Here is a 21,099-nt window from a genome sequence, read left to right as displayed (position 1 = left end):
TTTAATTAGCAAAGCCCATTAAAAATAATTAAGACTTTTGACGCCTTACAGAAGCAAACGCTAATAAACTTAAAGCAAAGATAAAAACAGTTTTAGGCTCAGGAACAGGCACCTTACCGACAACAATGTTATCTAACTCAAAAGCGACACCGCTAGTATGAAATTGAAAAGCGGTAAATGTATCTGCTGGACTAAAGTGCACATTTACATAAATACCTTCGTTGGTTCTATCGCCTGAAGTTAAGTTAAACTCATTAATGATAGAGTTTCCAGCTAGTTCAGTATTAGAGATGAAATTGGCTCCATCCATATAACCAAAAGACATACTATTGTAGGTGTCAATAGAAGCAAACCACATGCCTATATAGTTAAACGAGGTTAAATGAGAAATATTCAGTAAAGCAGTGTAATCAATCGTTACTGTTGTGCTGGATATATTGTTTAAACCACCTAATATAGGGGTATAGCCATAACATGTACTATTAGAAGTATCATGAGCGGCATGAGTATTTTGACCCGAGGTAACACCAAAACCACCAATGCCAGCATCAATGGCTAGAGGGCCATTACCTGAATTAATAGTACAGCCGTCAGTGATACTGAAAGGACCACCACTTACACTTGAATAAAATTGCTCAGTGTTGCCATCAAATGTTTCTAGAAAAAAATCACTATTTATATCTAGTATATTGGCAGCGTCTACGTAGTTGCTGGTGATGGTGCCATCATCAGCATCTTGGCCACCGAAGGATATTAGCGCACTATGTGCTGTGCTGGCAGCAAATATAATAGAGATTGCCGCAAGTTTAAAAGCCTTGGTTACTTTATTCATAAATTTCACCTTTTTATATTGCTATTAAATTAATTTACATCAAGGTTGAGTCACCCTATAAAGGTAAGCATATAATGCGCCATAATTTATTGTTATTTTAAGTGATTGTTTTTTTAGAGGTTTGTTTTTGGTCGCCAAGTTTTATCTAAAAAGTGTAAATTTTTAAGACACTTATATTAGAGTTTTTCGATTACATATAAATAAGGCTTTTTGTCGACTCTTTTAGCAATGAGTTTATGTTCCATAAACTGACAAAAGCTAGGTATATCACGTGTAGTCGAAGGGTCGTCACAAGTGATTAATAGCGTTTCACCTCTTGCTATTTTCCGGATATTTAATCGAACCATCATCACTGGCTCTGGGCAGCGTAATCCTATTGCATCAAGTTGATGGTCAGTTTGTTGAAAAATGTCGCTTAGCATAGATACCTAAATAAGAACGTAAAGGGGATTTAGTCAAAATGTCTTTATGGTACTATTCTACTTCATTTTTATTTAAACTGCTTTGCCTTTATGCTTAAGCAGAAGGACCTTTAGTGCTTGGCATTCGCCTATTAGCTTTGTTTGGGTATATACTTTCACTAGGTAGGAAATATGTTTTTGGAAAAGAGAGATTAATGCTGAGTCGTATTGTAGTAAAACTAGTATTTACCTTAACTATCATTAGTTATAGCTTACAGGCGAGTGAGCCATTAACTATAACAATAGATAAAACACAGCAACAAAATTTTATTAAAGCAGAGAAACTGATTTACAAAAGTAATTCGGTACAATATCAAAGGCTTTATCAGCAACTTCATTATTACTCTTTGCAACCCTATTTAGACCAACGGCGTTTAATGAATAATATGCGTTTGTCTGCTGCTAAAGAAATATCAGATTTTTTAGCAAAGTATGAAGGCACACCACTGGATTGGCCATTAAGAAAAAAATGGCTAACTTATTTGGCAAAGAGAAAAAAAGGGGCGTTATACTTACGAGATTATAAGCCTACTTCAAATGCAACTTTAGTGTGTCATCAATTAAGTTTTGCTTTGAAGTCAGGGGTAGCAGAAAGTAAAATTTTACCGAAAATTACTAAATTGTGGGTCGTAGGTAAATCACAAGATAAAGCTTGCGATCCCTTATTTGAGCGTTGGCAAAAAGCAGGGTATCGAACAAACGCCTTAGTGTGGCAACGTATAGGTTTAGCCGCTGACGGAGGACAACATACACTTATTCCTTACTTAACTAAGTTATTACCACCAGAGCAGCAATACTTAGCCAGTTTGTGGCACAAAGTTAGGCGTGACCCCTCTATGGTGAGTAAGCTTAAATATTTCCCGAATAACTCAATAAGAGAAACAGAAATACTAACTTATGGGTTTAAGCGACTTATCTGGCACTATCCTGACTCAGCCATTCGTAGCTATAAAAAAGCGCAATTAAGGTTTTCTTTTACCCCAGAGCAACAACAGCAAATTACTGAAAAATTTGCCTTAGCGTTATCTTCTAAAGATCATCCAAGTGCTCAACTGTGGCTAGATAAACTAGATTTTAACCTTTTAAATGAGGGCATGTTGCAACGACGTTTATCAGAAGCGTTAAAGCAGAATGATTGGGAAAGATTAATTGTTGAACTAAAACAACTACCGAGTACGCAAAAAGATGAATTAAAGTGGAAGTATTGGTATGCGCGTGCATTAATTGCAACAGGCGCTTCGCAACGTGGTCAATTTTTATTGCAGCAGTTAGCGAATGAACGCCATTACTATGGCTTTTTAGCAGCTAGTTACTTAAAAATGCCGGTAAACTTACAAGACAAACCACTTAAATTTACTTTAGCAGAGAAACAAAAAGTGATTAACTATCCTGCTGCTAAAAGAGCTTTTGAGTTTTATTCTTTAGGGCGTCACTATCATGCCCGTTCAGAATGGAACTACTTACTTCGAACACTAAATAACCGTGAGAAACTCATTGCTGCAAAAATAGCAAATGAAAACCAATGGTTTGATAGAACAATTTTCACCTTAGTAGATGCAGGTTATTTGGATGACGTGGGTTTACGCTTTCCCAAAGCCTTCAATAAAGAAATAAACCACTACGCTAGCATGCAAGAAATAGCGCCTGCTTGGGCTTTTGCTATTGCAAGAAGAGAAAGTTCTTTTATGAAAGATGCTCATTCCCCAGTGGGCGCTAAAGGATTAATGCAATTAATGCCCAATACGGCAAAAAGTCTCAATAAAGGCAGGTCTAGTAACCGCTATTTATTGAACCCTGAGAATAATATTCAACTGGGCACGAAATACTTAAAAATATTGTTAAGTAAAAACAAAGGAAACCAAATACTTGCAACGGCTTCTTATAATGCTGGGCCTTATAGAGTTAGCACCTGGGTCGATGATATCAAACCTGTTCCTGCTGATATTTGGATTGAGACTATTCCTTTTAAAGAAACCCGAAACTATGTAAAAAGTGTTTTAGCATACCAAGAAATATATCAAAACAAGCCAGGACAGGTAAGCGAGTTATTTGAAAAAGTCATCAATATGAGTATTGGGGGTTAATGACAAAGTATGGTCAGTAAAAAGAAACGCTGTAACAAAAGTTGCACAACTTGAAAATGAGCACAATAGTTGGATAATAGCTTGAAAATACAGGGCTATGCTATGATAGATAAAAATTTAAGTAAGGCTTTATAAGTATGCTAACCAGTAAATTAAAAGAAGAGTATTCAGCACATATCAACTGTTTACAACACAGAACAAAGCAGGCGTTATTATGTGATAATTTTTCAGGTGTTGTTATTCATTCAGGCCAAGAGATAAAAGCATTTCTTGATGATAATGCCTATCCATTCAGAGTAAACCCCCATTTTAAACATTGGTTACCGCTAATAGATATTCCTAATTGCTGGCTTATTGTTAATGGCGAAGACAAACCTACTCTGATTTATTATCAGCCAGTTGATTTTTGGCATAAGGTTATTCCGCTTACTGAAAGTTACTGGAGTAATTTTTTTCATATTGAAATACTGCGCAAAGCAAGTGATGTTGATAAATTACTACCTTATGATAAAAAAGACTTTGCTTATATTGGTAGCCATATTGAAGTAGCGAAAGCTTTAGGTTTTGAAGAGATTAATCCCGAGCCCTTGTTAAACTACTTTCATTATCATCGTGCTTATAAAACAGCTTATGAGCAGGTTTGTTTACGTGAGTCGAATAGATTAGCAGTAAAAGCACATAATGCGGCTAAAGAAGCTTTTTTGAGTGGCGCAACAGAATATGATATTCAACAAGCTTATCTTAGCGCTATAGGGTATACAACTAATGAAACGCCTTATAGCAATATTATTGCCTTAAATGAAAACTGCGCTGTTTTACACTATATGGCGTTAGATAAAGAGCCACCAGCAGTGCATAAATCTTTTTTAATTGATGCTGGCGCGAACTTTCATGGCTATGCCGCTGACATTACACGTACCTATGCTTTTAAACAAGGAAGGTTTGCAGAATTAATAGCACGTATGGATCAATTAATGTTAAAGGCCGTTGAAGGCTTAAAACCAGGCATTAGTTATGTAGATTTGCACATTGCCACCTATCGCGAAATTGCCCAGGTATTAGTGGAGTTTGATTTGATTAATGTAAGTGCCGATACAGCCGTTGAAGCGGGTATTGTTAGCACATTTTTCCCTCACGGACTTGGGCACCATTTAGGTTTACAAGTGCATGATGTAGGTGGTTATATGGCCGATGAGCGCGGTACTCATATCAACTCTCCAGACAATCATCCTTTCTTACGGACTTCAAGAACTATAGAGGCGGGGCAAGTGTTTACTATAGAGCCAGGCCTTTATTTTGTTGACTCTTTGCTGGCTACATTAAAAGAGTCAAACAACAGTGACCAAATAAATTGGCAAAACATTGAAGCAATGCGTGGCTTTGGTGGTATTCGTATTGAAGATAATATTATTGTTCACCAGTCATATAATGAGAACATGACCCGTGATCTAGGGTTAATGTAAAATAAGCATTTATGACAAAGTCTTATAAAATAGCGGTGAACAAGGTCGAACATGAAACACTTGTTAATCGCAGCCGGTTTATTTGCTATTTAGCTCCTTGTGCTAATATTGACGAAGCTAAGGCGCAAGTTAAGCAATGCCAACTTGCGCACCCGCAAGCAAGCCATCATTGTTATGCTTTTTTAACCAAAGCAGCAGATGATAGCTTAGGATATGGTTATTCTGACGATGGTGAGCCAAGCGGTACCGCAGGGAAGCCCATGCTAGCTGTATTACAAGGGGGCGGTATTGGACAGGTCTGTGCGGTAGTGGTGCGATATTTTGGTGGTACTAAGTTAGGTACTGGCGGATTACAGCGCGCTTATGGAGATAGTGTACGCCAAGGTTTAAAGTTTTTACAGTCTAAAACAAAAATAGCAATGGCGACAAAAACCTTAGCATGTCAATATAGTCAAGTTGATGATGTGTTACATATTATTAACCAAGTAGCAGGGCAGGTTATTGAACAAGAATATTTACAAACAGTGCAATTTAAGTTGTTATTACCGCAAGCGGAATTAGCTTTGGTTGAAGAAAAGCTGCAAACCTTGTCGGCCGGAAAGTTAACCTTGCATTCTGTTGACGATACATAAACAAATCAAATAACGATGTTAAAATAAAACGTGCAATATAAAAATATTATTCGAATATTAGGTTTGTTAGTCGCACTGCTCAGTGTCACTATGCTACCACCAGCCATGGTTTCTATGATCTATCGCGACGGCGGTGGTGTCCCTTTTTTAATGGGCTTTTTGTGTTGTCTATTTACTGGCTTCTTGGCTTGGTATCCCTTTAAAAATGAAAAAAAAGATTTAAGATCTCGAGAAGGCTTTTTAATTGTTGTACTTTTTTGGTTAGTGCTGGCAAGTTTCTCCGCTATTCCGCTTATTTTATTAGATCAACCGTCCTTATCGGTTACCGATGCCTTTTTTGAATCATTTTCGGGGTTAACTACTACAGGCGCAACCATTTTAAATAAAATAGATGGCTTACCCCATTCTGTTTTGTGGTATAGGCAACAACTACAGTGGTTAGGTGGCATGGGGATTATCGTTTTAGCCGTTGCGGTATTGCCTATGCTAGGTATTGGTGGCATGCAGTTGTATCGAGCAGAAATACCTGGGCCAGTGAAAGATTCAAAAATGACGCCGAGAATTGCCGATACAGCTAAACACTTATGGTATATCTATTTATCATTAACAATTGCCTGTGCTATTGCCTATTGGTTGGCAGGCATGTCGGGTTTTGACGCAATATGTCATTCATTTGCAACTGTCGCTATTGGTGGTTTTTCTACGCACGATGCGAGTATGGGGTACTTTAATAGCCCGACCATTAATTTGGTGTGTGTGTTTTTCTTGATTATCGCAAGCATTAACTTTTCCTTGCATTATGCGGTAGTTCAAAGTAAATCCCTTAAAAATTACTTTAATGACCCTGAGTTTAAAGCCTTTCTTGCTATCCAAATTACCCTAACATTGATCTGTTTTACTGTGCTGCTTAATTTTGGTACTTATGAAAATGCTGACCAAGCATTTGACCAAGCATTATTTCAGTCTGTTTCAATTAGTACCACCACAGGGTTTACTACTACCTCTTTTGCAGACTGGCCAACACTACTACCTGTATTACTTATTCTCTCTAGCTTTATTGGTGGTTGTGCTGCTAGTACGGCAGGGGGCATGAAGGTTGTTAGGGTGTTATTACTTTACTTGCAAGGGGTGAGAGAGTTGAATAAGTTAGTGCATCCTAAAGCAATATTTAAGATAAAAATGGGTAAAAAGGTTTTGCCTGACCGTGTTGTTGAAGCCGTGTGGGGTTTTTTCTCTGCCTACGCAGCCGTCTTTGTTATTTGTATGTTATTGCTTTTAGCGACCGGCATGGATGACATTACTGCCTTTACAGCGGTTGCGGCCACTATTAACAACCTTGGCCCTGGTTTAGGTGAAGTAGCGGTTAACTTTTCTAGTATTACTGATGCAAGTAAGTGGGTATTAATTATGGCAATGTTATTTGGTCGGTTAGAAATTTTTACTCTATTGGTCTTGTTTACTCCTGGATTCTGGCGTACTTGATGTTTGTAACATCAGAAATAAATAGCACTGACTTGGAAAAGTTTTTCAACATTACCAATATAACGCTTATTTACTAAAAACAAAATAACATGGTCTTCTTCCATAATAACAGTATTAGAGTGCGCAACTAAAACTTCTGTGCCTCGCACAATAGCCCCAATGGTTGTCCCTGGTGGTAGTTTAATGTCTTTAATAGCTTTGCCCACCACGTTAGAAGATCTCTCATCGCCCTTAACAACGATTTCAATTGCTTCAGCAGCTCCACCTCGAAGGCTATAAACATTTTTAATAGTACCTCGCCTAACATGGGTTAATAGTGCAGAAATTGTTGCTTGTTGGGGGGAAATGGCTATATCAATAGCACCACCGTGCACTAAGTCTATGTAAGCATCACGCTGAATAAGTACCATAGTTTTGCGAACACCAAGTTTTTTAGCAAGCAATGAAGACATAATATTTGCTTCGTCATCATTAGTCACGGCGATAAACACATCGAACTGGTCGATATTTTCCTCTTTTAGTAATTCAATATCAGAAGAGTCACCATGAAAAACTAACGTTTTGTTAAGTTCAGAAGTGAGTTTTTCTGCGCGTTTGGCTGAGCGTTCAATTAATTTAACTTGATGGTTATTTTCTAATATGCGGGATAAACCAGAGCCAATATTACCGCCACCAATAATCATAATGCGTTTGTAAGCAGGTTCTAATTTTTGCAGTTCATTCATTACTGCGCGTATGTGAATGCTAGCAGCAATAAAAAACACTTCGTCATCAGCTTCTATGACTGTTGTAGCTAATGGGCGAATGGGTTTGCCATGACGATAAATTGCGGCCACACGCGTATCAACATTGGGAATATGGTCTCTTAAGGTTGATAACGCATGGCCAACGAGTAAGCCGCCATAGTATGCCTTTACGGCAACTAGGCTAACACGCCCGCTGGCAAACTCTAACACTTGCAATGCGCCTGGGTAGTCAATTAAGCGTGCAATGTCACGAGTAACGAGTTCTTCAGGGGCGATAACATGGTCAACCGGAATATGGTGTTTATGGAATAATTGGGTTGAATACTTTAATATTTCGCTTGAACGAATACGGGCAATTTTTTTATGGGTGTTAAATAAAGAAGAACAAACTTGGCAGGCGATCATGTTGGTAGCATCGTCAGAGGTTACGGCAATAATCATATCTGCATCTTCAGCGCCGGCACTTTGCAATACATTGGGGTGGCATCCTTGGCCAGTAACCACTTTAAGATCCATTCTGTCCTGTAGTTCGCGTAGCTTCTCTCCGTCAGTATCCACAACAGATATTTCGTTATTCTCGCCAACAAGGTTCTCTGCTAATGTTCCGCCGACCTGGCCTGCACCAACTATAATTATTTTCATCTATTGCTACTATTTCAAATTTAACTTTATGAGGGTTAATGCAAACGCATTTTATTCGGCTTTTATTTTTTGCAATTTAGCATAATAAAAACCATCCATATTGTCTTCGCCGGGTAATATTTGCCAACCAATGGCTTCTTTACTTTGAACGCCAGTGATAGGAATTAATTTTGCATCAGGAGTATTTTCAAAAAAACGTAATATTTGCTCATTGTTTTCTTGCGGTAAAATACTACAAGTTGCATAAAGTAAAGTACCACCGGGCTTAAGTAATGACCATGTTTCTTTTAAAATTTGCTGTTGCAGAATAACTAAAGCGTCTATGTCGCTAGCTTTACGTAACCACTTTATGTCAGGGTGGCGACGAATAACACCAGTGGCAGAGCAGGGGACATCTAATAAAATACGGTCAAATTGTTGACCTTGCCACCATGTTTTAGCGTTAGCTGCATCAGCAGCAATCACCTGGGCTTCTAAACCTAAACGCGTGAGGTTTTCTTGTACCCTAACTAAACGACTCGCCTCTATGTCTAGGGCGGTCATTGAAGCTATCGTTGGGGCTTGTTCTAAAATATGACAAGTTTTACCACCTGGTGCAGCGCAGCAATCAAGAACTGTGTCGCCCTTTTGGCAACCTAATAACCGGGCAGCTTGTTGTGCAGCAGCATCTTGAACAGACACCCACCCTTGCTCAAAGCCCGGCAGTTTTAGTACATCGCTAGCTTGTGCTAACTCTATCGCTTGGCTTAATGGCTCAACAGATTTTACTGCAATATCAGCCGTTGCTAAAAGTGCTTGGTAATTCGCACTACTATGATGCCTTGCATTAGCCCTTAGCCACATAGGAGGCTTTTGTTGGTTATTATTCAGTATTTGTTGCCACTGTTCAGGGTAGCTTTTTTTTACTTTTTTAATAAACCAACTGGGATGATTATATTGTATTGAAAGTGGTGGCGTGGTGTCTAAAGCTGATGGGCTTGTCGCTGCGCTTTTTTCTCTCAAACGCACAAAGTTACGTAATACGCCGTTGACCAACGCTTTCATTTGACGGTTTTTAAGGGGGCCTGTGGCGGCGACTGTTTCACTGACTGCAGCATGGTTTGGAATGCGCATATATTTTACTTGATAGACGCCGACCAATAATAAAAAATGAAAAACACGTTGTTTACCCGTTAATGGCTTTTGCATCAAACCACGCACATCATGCTCTAATTCAGGTAAATAACGCATAATGCCATAACAAATCTCTTGTAATAAGGCTCTGTCTTTTGCTAACGCCTTATCTTGTTGTTTGGGAAGTTCGTCACCTAAGCTGCGTCCTTGGTCAATTACGCTATAACAACATTTAGCGGCTAAGGCTCTTATATTTACTGGCTTGGGCTTATTTTGTTGGGGAGCTATTATTGTCATTTAGTTCACAACACTGTTGATATTGGCGCCATTAATAAAAGCACCGACGTTAAACCAGTCGGCTCGACCATTTAATATGTCTTGGACAGGTAAGGCTTTTTTATTGGGTAATTGTAAAACTTCCAAACAGATTGCACCTTGGCTTGTTGCAACAACAATACCTTCTTTACTTGCTGAAATGATGCTGCCTATAGGGCTACTTGTTTTAATATTTTTAACTGAAGCTTGCCAAACCCGAATTCTTTGTTGTTTATTAGGTTGAGCATCATCAGTAAAGGTAAATTGTGCGATAGGCCAAGGAATGTAAGCACGAATTTTTCGATCTATCTCATCTGCTGTTAAGTGCCAGTTTATCTCAGCTTCAGTTTTATCTAGCTTATGTGCATAAGTTGCCATCGTATCATTTTGGCGAATGGCTTTATGGCTGCCCGTTGCCATTAGTGCTAACGTATCGACTAACGCTTTAGGGCCAAGCTGTGCTAGTTTTTCATAAAGGCTAGCACTGGTGTCAGTCTTTTCAATTTTACACTCGGCGGTTAAAATCATATCACCGGTATCCAGGCCTTTATCCATTTGCATGATGGTGACGCCAGTTTTTTCATCGCCTGCCTCTAGTGAGCGTTGAATAGGAGCCGCTCCTCGCCATTTGGGTAATATAGAGCCATGTACATTAATACAACCTAGGCGTGGCGTTTGTAGAACTACCTCGGGCAGTAATAAACCATAAGCCACTACAACCATTACATCAGCATGATATTGTGCGAGTTGTTGTTGAGTGCTTATTTCTTTAAAGTTAATAGGTTGTTCAATGGGGAGGTTGTGTTCAAGCGCGAGTACTTTAGTTGCACATGCAGAGAGTTTTTTACCGCGACCAGCGGGTTTATCAGGTGGGCAATACACAGCAACAATATTGTGTTGGCTATTGATAAGTGCCGCTAAATGCTGAGCAGCAAAATCGGGTGTTCCTGCAAAAATAATATTTAATGGTTTTGACAAGGTAGTTCCTAAAGGTTGTGGCACGTTGCTATGATTTACACGTTAGCTAAACGCTCTTCTTTTTCTAATTTTGCTTTAATTCGCTGGCGCTTAAGTGGCGATAAGTAATCAACAAATAAAACGCCATTTAAATGGTCAAGTTCATGCTGAATACAAATGCTTAACAAACCTTCGCCTTCCAGCGTAAATTCCTCACCGTTTTTATCTAAAGCTTTTACCGTGCAGCTGGTATGTCGATCAACTTTGGCGTAAATACCTGGCACAGACAAACAACCTTCTTCATTAATCAAGGTCTCTTCACTTTTAGCAATAATTTCTGGATTAATAAGGACAATGGGTTGATCGCCATTTTCAGAAACATCCATCACAACAATGCGCTGATGTATATCAACTTGCGTGGCGGCAAGTCCAACGCCATTTTCGTCATACATAGTTGCTAGCATGTTATCTATAATGGTTAGTGTCTCGCCTGTAATGTCATTTACAGGCTTAGCTTTTGTTTTTAAACGCGGATCTGGAAACCGCAATACAGTTAAAATAGTCATAATATTACAAATGTTTGGTAAAAAAATTAGCGATAATGCTTTTAGGGTGTTATGTTTATCATTATAACAACTAATAATACAGCATTTCTATAAAAGCATGAAATACCCCCACATCAAGATAGGAAATAAAGGAACTAGCCACATGCTAAAAAAAATAATGTTAACAGTGACTCTGTTTGCATGTTCTTTAGTAACATTAGCGGAACAATTAACAATTAATGATGAGGCCCCAACGACTTATGTTGTAAAAAAAGGTGATACTTTATGGGATATTTCCGCTATATTTTTAAATCAGCCATGGCTTTGGCCTAAGCTTTGGCGTTTAAACCCTGAAGTAAGTAACCCTCATTTAATTTACCCAGGTGATATTCTTTCACTTGTTTTTGATGAAAATGGCGAGCCTAGATTGGTGCTTAATGCCGCAGAAGGTAAGCCTACCTATAAATGGTCTCCTAAGATTCGTCAAAAAAACAAACAAGATACCGCAATACAATTACTGCCTTTAGAAGTGATAGCTCCCTTTATCAAGTATGACCATCTATTTAGTGAAGAAGCGCTTAAGCAGCTACCATATGTAATTGGTAGTGACGAAGGCTATAAATCAAGTATTAATGGCTTTAATGTTTATATAAATCAAGACTTATCACTCGCAAAAACCTATGCGGTTTATAATAAAGGTGAAGAAATCATTGATCCAAACACAGGGGAGTCACTAGGCTTTTATGTTGACTTAGTCGCGACCGGGCAAGCAACTGTTAGTGGAAACATGGCAGAGAAGATCCCTGCAACACTTAAAATAAGTACAGCTAAGCGTGAAATACGCGCTGGTAATTATGTTGTCCCTGTACATGAAGGGCAAATATTACCTTCTGCTTTTAACATGAAACCGGTTAATAAAGAATTTCGTGGCTCAATTATTAAAGCCGCAAGTAATGGTCGAGAATTTGGTAAATTAGAAGTTGTAATGCTTAACCGTGGTGTTGACCATCAAGTAACGGCAGGTGATGTGATGGCAATAAAGCGCTTAAGTCCGGCCGTGGTAGAAACAAGTAAGGGCCCTAAATATACAAAGGAAGCATCGCGATGGGATCGTCTACTAACTTCGAGTGGTTCAGATTATAAAATGCCCGAAGAGCATTTGGGGGAATTAATTGTTTTTAAAGTATACCCTAAGGCGAGTATGGCACTAATATTAAGAACCGACAAAGCGGCACGGTTAAACGATATACTTACCGCGCCATAATCACTGTAACTCGATAGCGTTTTGGGCTAAAGGTAAGTGTCTTAGGGAGAAGACAAATGCATAAAAACAAAGTTCAATACTGGCTAGCTTTAAAGTTGGTACCACGACTATCTATTGATAAAAAATTAGCGCTCGTTGAACACTATGGTTTAACAGCGCTTTTTTCATTCTCGAAAAAATCACCCTCTAGTTTAACGTCAGCCAATAACTTATCAGCAAAGCAACTCGCAGCATTTCATCAGCCTGACTGGCAAAAAATAGATGAAATTATTTATCACAGTGAACGTTGCCAAAGTGAAATAATTACCTATGATGAGCCTGCCTACCCACAACGGCTAAAAGAGATTTATGACCCACCCTTAGTGCTTTTTATAAAAGGTAATAAGGCCTTGTTAAATAAGAGACAATTGGCAGTTGTCGGTAGTCGCTCAGCCAGTATTAACGGTAAAGAAACGGCTTTTGAAATAGCACAACAATTGGTAGTTAGGGGGTTAGTGATTACTAGCGGGTTAGCTTTGGGAATTGATGCTGCAGCACATAAGGGAGCATTATCTTATACTGCTAGCACGATTGCTGTTGTGGCGACAGGGCTAGACCAAGTTTATCCTTCAAGGCACCGTGCACTGGCAGCAGAAATCATTGAAAAAGAAGGCGTTGTAGTTAGTGAATATATACCTGGGACAACCCCTAGGCCAGGTAACTTCCCAAAACGTAACCGTATCATTAGCGGCTTAAGTGAAGGGGTGTTAGTCGTAGAGGCAGCTTTACAAAGTGGTTCATTGATAACAGCTCGTAGCGCTCTAGAGCAAAACCGTGATGTTTTTTCAATTCCCAGTGGTATTAATAATCCGCAAGCAAAGGGGTGTCATTGGTTAATCAAACAAGGTGCTAAACTTGTTGAGGAGTCTGCCGATATAGTAGAGGAGTTGGCATTTATTGAAAATTCTGAACTACACTTAAAGCAAGAGCAAAAAGCACAACCAAAGGTAAACAGTAAAAATTATGAAAAAAGCCTAAATAAGGGCTTGTGTGTTGATGAATTGTTGGCTAGTGTGGGATTTGATATTACGCCAGTAGATAAAATAGTTTCCCGCAGTAAACTACCGGTAGCAGAAGTGCTAACCCGGCTAACAAAGCTAGAGTTAAATGGTTTAGTTAGCGCAGTACCAGGGGGCTACTTTAGATTACAGTAAAACTATTTTTAAGTATTCATAGGTGATAAGGGGCTAGTTATGTTCGATATTTTAATGTATTTATTTGAAAATTATATCCATAGTGAAGCCGAAGTCATGGTTGACCATGACATATTAACTGATGAATTAACCCGGGCAGGTTTTCATCAAGATGAAATATATAAGGCGTTAAACTGGCTAGAAAAATTGAGTGCTTTGCAAGACTCGGATGTTTATCCTTACTTAACACGAGTAGGTAATAAATCATTTCGTGTTTATACCGAAGATGAAATGCTGTTACTTGATACAGAAAGTAGGGGGTTTATCTTATTTTTAGAGCAAGTTAATGTACTCGATTTCACTACGCGTGAAATGGTCATTGACCGTGTAATGGAGCTAGATACGAACCATTTCACAATTGACGACCTTAAATGGGTTATTTTAATGGTGTTATTTAATGTGCCAGGCCAAGAAAGTGCCTATTCAAAAATGGAAGATCTTATTTTTGACGAACAAGAAGGCCCATTACATTAACATCAATATCGTCATTATATTGCTAGTTAGCAAAAGCGTTCACTGCCTTAACTCTTAAGCCAGTGAACGTAGGGCATATTGTTTAATCAACCAATATGCCATAATAGCTGCCTTGTTATTTTCATCGCTGTTATAAACCAAAAAAATGCCTAAGTCAGATAATCCTTTATTTTCTCATCACGAACATGCTTTAAAGAAAGAGTATCAACAATGCCCAGAGTGTGGTTCTGAACTTGCTATTAAGCAGGGTAAGAGCGGGGCTTTTTTAGGATGCACCAAGTACCCAAGCTGCACCTATACTCGAGCTGTTGTAGAGCAAGAGCGTGTAGAGGATACCCCTTTACCCGGCAGTGAATGTCCGTTATGTAAACAAGAACTAGCGGTAAAAAAGGGTCGTTATGGTATGTTTATCGGGTGTACTAACTTTCCTGATTGCAATTATATAGAGCAGGATAAGACAAATGACTCAACAGATATTTTATGCCCTAGTTGTTCAAAAGGTGCACTTAAAGAAAAAATAAGCCGTTATGGCAAGAAGTTCTACGCGTGCGATGCCTACCCTAAATGCAAGTTTGTTGTAAATTATGAACCCTTTGAAGGTAAGTGTGAAAAATGTCAATACCCTCTATTACTGGTAAGGCATATGTCGGCTGGCGTTAAATATCAATGTGCGGACAAAAAGTGTTCTTATATGCAGAAAGTTATACAGTAATAAAGCTGTAAACTAAGTAAACAAAAAAACGCCTATTACTGCAGCCAGTATTAGGCGTTTTTTTTATTATATTTGAGCAAGCAAGCTTTAGCGTTGTTTACTCTGATAGTTTTGTGCAAACTCGACTAGGTCTGGAAATGCTTGTGTAGAAAGTAAACCAGCTAATTGTTGTAAACGTTCAGCAAGTTGGTGCTCGCTATCACCACTAACATTGATATGACCCATTTTACGACCGGCACGCTTTCCTTTGTGATACCAATGTATAGTTACACTCGGTACTGAAAGTACGTCGTTAGGTACACTATCTTCACCAATTATATTGATCATGGCCGTAGGGCGAATAAGTTCAGCGCTACCTAAAGGTAAGTCGCAAATAGCACGCAAATGATTTTCAAACTGACAAGTATCAGCACCTTGTTGCGTCCAGTGTCCTGAGTTATGAACGCGAGGAGCAATTTCGTTTACTAGTAGTTGTTCGGCAACTTGGAAAAACTCAATTGCTAAAACGCCAACATAATTTAATTTATCAGATAATGCTTGAAATACAGCGCTTGCTTGTGCTTGTAATTTCGAGTCGACAGGTGCTGCAACCGAGACACTTAAAACACCATTGGTATGATGGTTTTCAGTTAATGGATAAACTGCAACATCGCCATTAACACGACGAACACCTATCAATGACAGTTCACGGTCAAATGGCACCATTTGCTCGGCAACAATACCTTGAGTCTCTTTTGCGGAAGTTAGAAATTCAGAAATTTCTTGCCAAATTAATTCGACATCGTCAGCTGACTTTAAGCGCCATTGCCCCTTGCCATCATAACCCTCAAGGGCAGTTTTAAAAATAATGGGTAAAGATAAACACTCAAGCGCGTTATCAAAGTCAGCTTTTGAATTGACAAAGTGGTGTTTTGCATTTGCCACGTTACATGATTCAAGTAATGCTTTTTCTAAACGCCTGTCGCCACCTACTTTAATGCTAGCACTACTAGGAAATAATTTACCAGAGGCTTCACACTCGGCTAGTACATCATGCGCAACATGCTCAAACTCGGCAGTAATAACGTCGACATTACCAATGCCTTGTTTTAAATCGCCGTAAAGGCGATCGGGATAAATAGGGCTTATTACGTTATCACTTCTTACATCAAATGCTTTAACATCTAAATTTAAAGGGGAGCCTGCTAACTCCATCATTCGAGCTAATTGACCTGCGCCAAGTACGAGAACTTTATTCATAAGTTATTTTTATTCTGCTGGGTTTGGGTTGGCAAGGATTGTTTCGGTCTGGTTTTTACGAAACGCTTCAATGTTTTTCATAATCTCAGGATTATGGCTACCAATAATTTGTGCAGCCAGTAAGCCTGCGTTTGCTGCACCTGCTGTACCTATGGCTAACGTACCAACAGCAATGCCTTTTGGCATTTGCACTATAGACAACAAAGAGTCTTGTCCGTTAAGCGCTTTAGACTGCACTGGCACCCCTAAAACAGGTAAAGGGGTGTAAGCTGCTGTCATACCTGGTAAGTGAGCAGCACCGCCTGCGCCACCAATAATCACTTTAATACCCCTGTCCTTCGCGCCTTGAGCATATTCAGCTAATAAGTGAGGAGTGCGGTGCGCTGAAACAACTTTAGTTTCATAGTTAACACCTAATAAATCAAGCATTTCTGCTGCGTGTTGCATTGTTGGCCAATCTGATTTTGACCCCATAATGATACCCACTGTCATGAATTTATGCCCTTTAAAAAGAATTGGATACTCTTCTTTTACGAAGAAATTGAAAAATAAGCCTGTAATTATAACCTTGTTTTTCACAATACGGAATGATGAAGTGTTTCTTCTATTAATTTTATTAATTTGTTATTAGGTGTGCTTAGTCAATTTTGTTAATATTAACGCAGAGTTATTATTAGAAAGAGCATATTGTGAACAAAACTTCAGTTGTTGATGTATTTTTGGCTGGCGGTATTATTGCGTACCCTACCGAGGCTGTATTTGGCTTGGGGTGTGATCCCGACAATGAACTGGCCGTTGAAAAACTATTAACCCTAAAGCAGAGACCAGTAGAAAAAGGCTTAATTTTGCTAGCGACAAGTTATGCGCAATTGATGCCTTATATTGACGATCATGCCATCCCCCAAGAAGTAAAGTTAGCAATTTTATCTCGATGGCCTAACGGCGTTACTCAAGTGTTACCTAAAAATCAGTTTACGCCAGCTTGGTTGACGGGGAAATTCAATACCATTGCCGTACGGATAACTGATCAACCCGATGTTATTGACCTGTGTAGCCGTACAAACAAGCCTATTGTATCAACCAGTGCTAATTTGTCTGGGCATGAGCCAGCTAGAACTTGGCAGGCAATAGAAGAGAACACGGGTTTAGCATCGAAAATAGACTACATAGTTAAAGGAAGCACATTAGGCTTTATCCAACCGTCAACTATTATTGATGCGCTGACAGGGGAGACATTTAGACAATAAACCCGCGCTTTAAAAGATTATAAGCATGAATAAAAAACACTTTAACAATTAACCATATGTGTAGCTAGCTGAGCAAAGGCTCGTTTTAAATGTTGTTCAATAGCACTGTCGTTAATCACCTTTTTCATCGCATTACTCATGCATAACATCCATAAGTCACGCTGCTTTTTAGTAACCTTAAAAGGCATATGTCTAGCTCTAAGTTGAGGGTGACCATACTTATCTTCGAATAAACTTGGCCCGCCAAGCCAGCCTGAGAGAAACTCAAAAAATTTCAGCCTGATACCATCTAAAGGTTGTTTATGAATAGCCAGTAACGCTTGCAGGTGAATGTTACTTTCCATTTCATCATAAAATGCATTAGCTAAATGTCGAGTGACTACTTCTCCTCCAATGAGTTGATATAACGTAATGTTTTGTAGGTTATGGTTATTTGATGTACTGAGCATATTAATAAGGACGCTGCTACTTTAATGATAGTGAAGAATTATATAGTGCTATGCACTAATTTAAAGGTAAATAAGTTTAATAAAGAATAGGTTTTGACAAAAAGCGCGCCAATAAGCTCAGCATACATAAGCATTATCATGGTTGCTCTGGGAAAACAGTCGTAATTAGAGTAATTACTTGATTGAAATCAATGTTGAAATAAATCGTATTTAACTAACCAAAAAACATTGATACATATCAAGGTATTTAATGTGGTTGGTATTACTATACCCTTAAATAATTTAAGGGTATAAAACACATGAAACATTCTATATTAGCAGTCGCAATCTTATCACTTTCTTTACCATCATTAGCCAATCAAGCGGGCGATATGCTTGTTCGCGGTGGCGCAACAATGGCTTCTCCCGATTCTAGCGCAGCAGGTGTAGCATTAGATGATGCACACACCTCATTAGCGCTAACGGTAGATGACAACAGCCAATTAGGGTTGAACCTGGTTTATTTTTTTGATAGTAACTGGGCAATAGAGTTGCTCGCAGCTACCCCATTTACCCATGATGTCATTTTACAAGACCCAGCAAGCTTAACAAATGATGTGTATGGTATTGACCTCAATGGTGCCAACCTCGCTGAAGTTACTCATTTACCACCAACGTTAAGTGCACTATATTATTTTAATACAGGGTCAGCCTTTAAGCCCTATATTGGTGCTGGTATTAATTATACCGTCTTTTTTGAAGAAAAATTTACCTCTATCCCTACCAACGCTGGTTTTCAGGATCTAAAACTAGATAATTCATTTGGCTTCTCTGTTCAGGTAGGTATGGATTATGAAATTACTAAAAATTGGTCGGTGAATGTTTCCGCACGCTATATAGATATTGAAACAGAAGCCACATTTGAATTAACGGATCCTTTGAGTGTAAACTTAGCAGGCCAAGGCAGTGCAGCTGTTGATATAAACCCAATGGTATATTCGGTAATGCTTGGTTATAAGTTTTAATACGATTAGACTATAGTAATCATATTTAAAGCAGTAATTTATTACTGCTTTTTTGTGTTTTTAACACATAATTCCGTTAGGCTATTTATTACTATTTTTATCAGGTAAATTTTTTATGGATCAATATCGCGTTTTTGGTAACCCAATAAAACAATCTCGCTCACCTTTTATTCATCAGGCGTTTGCACTTTCGACCAAGCAAGTAATGAATTACGACATTCAATTTGCAGAGTTAGATGGTTTTACTAGTGCAGTGAATAAATTTATTGCTCAAGGTGGTAAGGGTGCTAATGTAACGGCCCCTTTTAAAGAGCAAGCGATGGCAATGTGTGATGAGTTAACTGAGCATGCAAAGTTTTCAGGTGCTGTAAACACGCTCACCTTTAAAAATGGTAAAATATATGGTGATACTACCGATGGAGTTGGTTTAGTTAATGACTTGCTTGCCCATGAAGTACAGCTTAATAATAGTCAGATACTATTAATTGGTGCAGGTGGTGCTTCAAAAGGTGTGGTGTTACCACTCTTAAATCAAAAACCACAAAGCTTAACTATTGCTAATAGAACAGTTTCCAAAGCGCAGGCTATTGTTGAGCAATATAAAAATCAACCACTTGTCGCCTGCTCATTTGATGAAGCAAACGCACAAGCGTTTGATATTATTATTAATGCTACCTCTGCAGGTTTAACAGGTGGTGGCTTACCTATTGCCGAAAGCTTAATAACAGAAAACACCGTTTGTTATGATATGACGTATGGCAAAGTGCTAACCCCATTTTTACAAAAAGCAAAAGAGCTTAAAGCTAGCAAGATTATTGATGGGTTAGGCATGCTAGTTGGGCAAGCTGCAGAAAGCTTTTATATTTGGAGAGGCGTAAGGCCAAATGTTGATTCGGTAATGTTAAATTTAAAAGCGGCAATTGCTCAGGAGTAAACTATTGAACCAAGCAATACTCTTTAATGACGACTTAGTTTTTGATGCAAAAGAAGCTGCGTGGTCTTTCACTGCCCAAATCACAGGGCAAAAAGTGAAGATCTATTTTCATTCTAGGGATCTCAAGCAAGTAGATGCTATTGATAAATGCACTAAGTTTGATCTAGAAGAAATTGCAGAACTTTGGTTAGAAAAAAATGAACTAGACGGAAATGTTATTCATATACATATATGATGACCCAGTAAACGGCCTTTTTTCAAAAGGCTAGGGTCATCAGATAATGCTAGGTTGTTGTTTAGCTTTCCTGATTTAAATAATCATTTTTTAAAGCAACATAGTTTGAAGCGGATTTTTTAAGAAACTCCGCTTCGCCTTCTTTTAGCTTTCTTGCGAGTTTAACTGGGTTACCAACATATAGGTTACCACTTAATAGTTTTTTATTGGGTGGCACTAAACTGCCAGCACCAATGAAGACATCATCTTCGACAATAACACCATCTAAGATTATAGCTCCCATTCCAACGAGCACTCGGTTACCTAAAGTGCACCCATGTAACATACACTTATGGCCTATCGTTACATCATCTCCGATAACAAGCGGATAACCAGCAGGGTTAGATTTGTTTTTATGGGTTACATGTAAAACAGTACCATCTTGAATGTTAGTTCTTGCACCAATGGTTATAGTATTAACATCACCACGAGCGGCAACCAATGGCCAAACACTCACGTCATCTCCTAAAGTAATATCACCAACAAGTACTGAAGAAGAGTCAATATAATTTGCATGACCTAGAGTAGGAGATATCCCGTTAAACTTTCTTAAGCTAGACATAAAACACCTTAAATAAACATTTAAATAATATATCAATAAAATAGCATAAAAGTAGGCACAAGATAATAAACAAACGATAGAACCCATACCGTAAGGTTCTGAACTCGCCATCTAGGTAGTAGTTTAATGTTACCCGTATAAATCAAACTGATTGTTTAAACGGCATAATCAGTAAGGTTTGTATGTTTGTTGAACGCTTAGCCCGTATTTGACAAAAAAAGTGAATTAAATTGAAATTTACGCTTGACCTCTAACGATAACTCTATACAATGCGCTCCAGTTCCAAGGGGTTCAGCCAAAAAGCTTAATCAACAGGACGTTTTAATAAGTTATCTTAGTGCTTTTTAAGTAAATAAGTTAACTTAACGTGTTATTAACAGGTTTTGAAAGTTTTAAATAAACTTTTAAAAAAATGAAAATAAACGTTGACATTAAA

General features: G+C 38.4%; 22 protein-coding genes. 12 read left to right on the top strand and 10 right to left on the bottom strand.

Translation table 11 applies throughout. The annotated features are described in order from the left end of the window. Positions 1-28: 28 nt before the first annotated feature. Both AC0UA9_RS12920 and tusA read right to left on the bottom strand, forming a co-directional pair. Positions 29-832 (bottom strand): Npun_F0296 family exosortase-dependent surface protein, encoded by an 804-nt coding sequence (locus AC0UA9_RS12920; RefSeq protein WP_475660515.1) that lies wholly within the window; start codon positions 830-832, stop codon positions 29-31. A 176-nt stretch (positions 833-1,008) separates the two neighbouring features. Beyond that, positions 1,009-1,254 carry a sulfurtransferase TusA gene (gene tusA, locus AC0UA9_RS12915; protein WP_475660514.1) on the bottom strand — a complete coding sequence of 82 codons (246 nt, stop codon included), beginning with the start codon at positions 1,252-1,254 and terminating at the stop codon, positions 1,009-1,011. A gap of 194 nt (positions 1,255-1,448) precedes the next feature. On the opposite strand from tusA, the gene AC0UA9_RS12910 reads away from it, so the two are divergent. The 4 genes from AC0UA9_RS12910 (at position 1,449) to AC0UA9_RS12895 (ending at position 6,954) form a co-directional block, all read left to right on the top strand. Next, the gene (locus AC0UA9_RS12910; RefSeq protein ID WP_475660513.1) at positions 1,449-3,377 is read left to right on the top strand and encodes a transglycosylase SLT domain-containing protein; all 1,929 of its coding nucleotides are present in this window, start codon (positions 1,449-1,451) and stop codon (positions 3,375-3,377) included. Positions 3,378-3,514: 137 nt separating this feature from the next. Then, positions 3,515-4,840, top strand: coding sequence for a Xaa-Pro dipeptidase (gene pepQ, locus AC0UA9_RS12905; protein ID WP_475660512.1), 1,326 nt, complete (start codon positions 3,515-3,517; stop codon positions 4,838-4,840). An 11-nt stretch (positions 4,841-4,851) separates the two neighbouring features. Then, complete coding sequence (locus AC0UA9_RS12900; protein WP_475660511.1) at positions 4,852-5,472, top strand: YigZ family protein; 621 nt, start codon at positions 4,852-4,854, stop codon at positions 5,470-5,472. Between the two features lie 30 nt (positions 5,473-5,502). Next, complete coding sequence (locus AC0UA9_RS12895; RefSeq protein WP_475660510.1) at positions 5,503-6,954, top strand: TrkH family potassium uptake protein; 1,452 nt, start codon at positions 5,503-5,505, stop codon at positions 6,952-6,954. 11 nt (positions 6,955-6,965) lie between these two features. Here the strand turns inward: AC0UA9_RS12895 and trkA are convergent, their stop codons facing one another. The 4 genes from trkA to def are packed head-to-tail and all read right to left on the bottom strand — an operon-like array spanning position 6,966 to position 11,293. Continuing rightward, on the bottom strand, positions 6,966-8,342 hold the full coding sequence (gene trkA, locus AC0UA9_RS12890) for a Trk system potassium transporter TrkA (protein WP_475660509.1): 1,377 nt from the start codon (positions 8,340-8,342) through the stop codon (positions 6,966-6,968). A gap of 51 nt (positions 8,343-8,393) precedes the next feature. Beyond that, positions 8,394-9,752, bottom strand: a complete 1,359-nt coding sequence (gene rsmB / locus AC0UA9_RS12885) for a 16S rRNA (cytosine(967)-C(5))-methyltransferase RsmB (RefSeq protein WP_475660508.1) — start codon at positions 9,750-9,752, stop codon at positions 8,394-8,396. Further along, on the bottom strand, positions 9,753-10,748 hold the full coding sequence (gene fmt, locus AC0UA9_RS12880) for a methionyl-tRNA formyltransferase (RefSeq protein WP_475660507.1): 996 nt from the start codon (positions 10,746-10,748) through the stop codon (positions 9,753-9,755). Positions 10,749-10,783: 35 nt separating this feature from the next. Further along, positions 10,784-11,293, bottom strand: a complete 510-nt coding sequence (def, locus tag AC0UA9_RS12875) for a peptide deformylase (protein ID WP_475660506.1) — start codon at positions 11,291-11,293, stop codon at positions 10,784-10,786. A gap of 142 nt (positions 11,294-11,435) precedes the next feature. Between def and AC0UA9_RS12870 the strand changes: the two genes are divergently transcribed. The 4 genes from AC0UA9_RS12870 (at position 11,436) to AC0UA9_RS12855 (ending at position 14,954) form a co-directional block, all read left to right on the top strand. Next, on the top strand, positions 11,436-12,536 hold the full coding sequence (locus tag AC0UA9_RS12870) for a LysM peptidoglycan-binding domain-containing protein (RefSeq protein WP_475660505.1): 1,101 nt from the start codon (positions 11,436-11,438) through the stop codon (positions 12,534-12,536). A gap of 56 nt (positions 12,537-12,592) precedes the next feature. Next, positions 12,593-13,729: a DNA-processing protein DprA gene (gene dprA / locus AC0UA9_RS12865; protein WP_475660504.1), complete on the top strand. Its 1,137-nt coding sequence runs from the start codon at positions 12,593-12,595 to the stop codon at positions 13,727-13,729. Between the two features lie 39 nt (positions 13,730-13,768). Continuing rightward, entirely contained in the window at positions 13,769-14,242 is a 474-nt protein-coding gene (locus tag AC0UA9_RS12860) for a DUF494 family protein (RefSeq protein ID WP_475660503.1), read from the top strand. A 145-nt stretch (positions 14,243-14,387) separates the two neighbouring features. Then, positions 14,388-14,954, top strand: a complete 567-nt coding sequence (locus AC0UA9_RS12855) for a DNA topoisomerase family protein (protein WP_475660502.1) — start codon at positions 14,388-14,390, stop codon at positions 14,952-14,954. 87 nt (positions 14,955-15,041) lie between these two features. On the opposite strand, the gene AC0UA9_RS12850 is transcribed toward AC0UA9_RS12855, so the two are convergent. Together AC0UA9_RS12850 and purE are read right to left on the bottom strand one after the other, a co-directional pair. Beyond that, entirely contained in the window at positions 15,042-16,193 is a 1,152-nt protein-coding gene (locus AC0UA9_RS12850) for a 5-(carboxyamino)imidazole ribonucleotide synthase (protein WP_475660501.1), read from the bottom strand. Between the two features lie 9 nt (positions 16,194-16,202). Beyond that, complete coding sequence (gene purE / locus AC0UA9_RS12845) at positions 16,203-16,685, bottom strand: 5-(carboxyamino)imidazole ribonucleotide mutase (RefSeq protein ID WP_475660500.1); 483 nt, start codon at positions 16,683-16,685, stop codon at positions 16,203-16,205. Between the two features lie 197 nt (positions 16,686-16,882). Between purE and tsaC the strand changes: the two genes are divergently transcribed. Then, positions 16,883-17,440 (top strand): L-threonylcarbamoyladenylate synthase type 1 TsaC, encoded by a 558-nt coding sequence (gene tsaC / locus AC0UA9_RS12840; RefSeq protein WP_475660499.1) that lies wholly within the window; start codon positions 16,883-16,885, stop codon positions 17,438-17,440. 41 nt (positions 17,441-17,481) lie between these two features. Here the strand turns inward: tsaC and AC0UA9_RS12835 are convergent, their stop codons facing one another. Next, a complete protein-coding gene (locus AC0UA9_RS12835; RefSeq protein WP_475660498.1) occupies positions 17,482-17,889 on the bottom strand; it encodes a group II truncated hemoglobin in 408 nt (135 codons plus the stop codon). Between the two features lie 299 nt (positions 17,890-18,188). Here AC0UA9_RS12835 and AC0UA9_RS12830 point away from each other — a divergent pair, with 299 nt between their 5' ends. From AC0UA9_RS12830 to AC0UA9_RS12820, 3 genes are all read left to right on the top strand, one after another. Beyond that, on the top strand, positions 18,189-18,893 hold the full coding sequence (locus tag AC0UA9_RS12830) for an OmpW/AlkL family protein (protein WP_475660497.1): 705 nt from the start codon (positions 18,189-18,191) through the stop codon (positions 18,891-18,893). A gap of 115 nt (positions 18,894-19,008) precedes the next feature. Continuing rightward, positions 19,009-19,827, top strand: a complete 819-nt coding sequence (aroE, locus tag AC0UA9_RS12825; protein ID WP_475660496.1) for a shikimate dehydrogenase — start codon at positions 19,009-19,011, stop codon at positions 19,825-19,827. Further along, the gene (locus AC0UA9_RS12820; protein WP_475660495.1) at positions 19,814-20,062 is read left to right on the top strand and encodes a hypothetical protein; all 249 of its coding nucleotides are present in this window, start codon (positions 19,814-19,816) and stop codon (positions 20,060-20,062) included. Before aroE ends, AC0UA9_RS12820 begins: the two co-directional genes overlap by 14 nt. Positions 20,063-20,123: 61 nt before the next feature. On the opposite strand, the gene AC0UA9_RS12815 is transcribed toward AC0UA9_RS12820, so the two are convergent. Beyond that, on the bottom strand, positions 20,124-20,663 hold the full coding sequence (locus AC0UA9_RS12815) for a gamma carbonic anhydrase family protein (protein ID WP_475660494.1): 540 nt from the start codon (positions 20,661-20,663) through the stop codon (positions 20,124-20,126). Positions 20,664-21,099: the final 436 nt, after the last annotated feature.

The organism is Colwellia sp. F1 (assembly GCF_056238625.1).
Note: the sequence above shows the minus strand (reverse complement) of the source record. Positions and strands in the feature narration are given on the sequence as shown.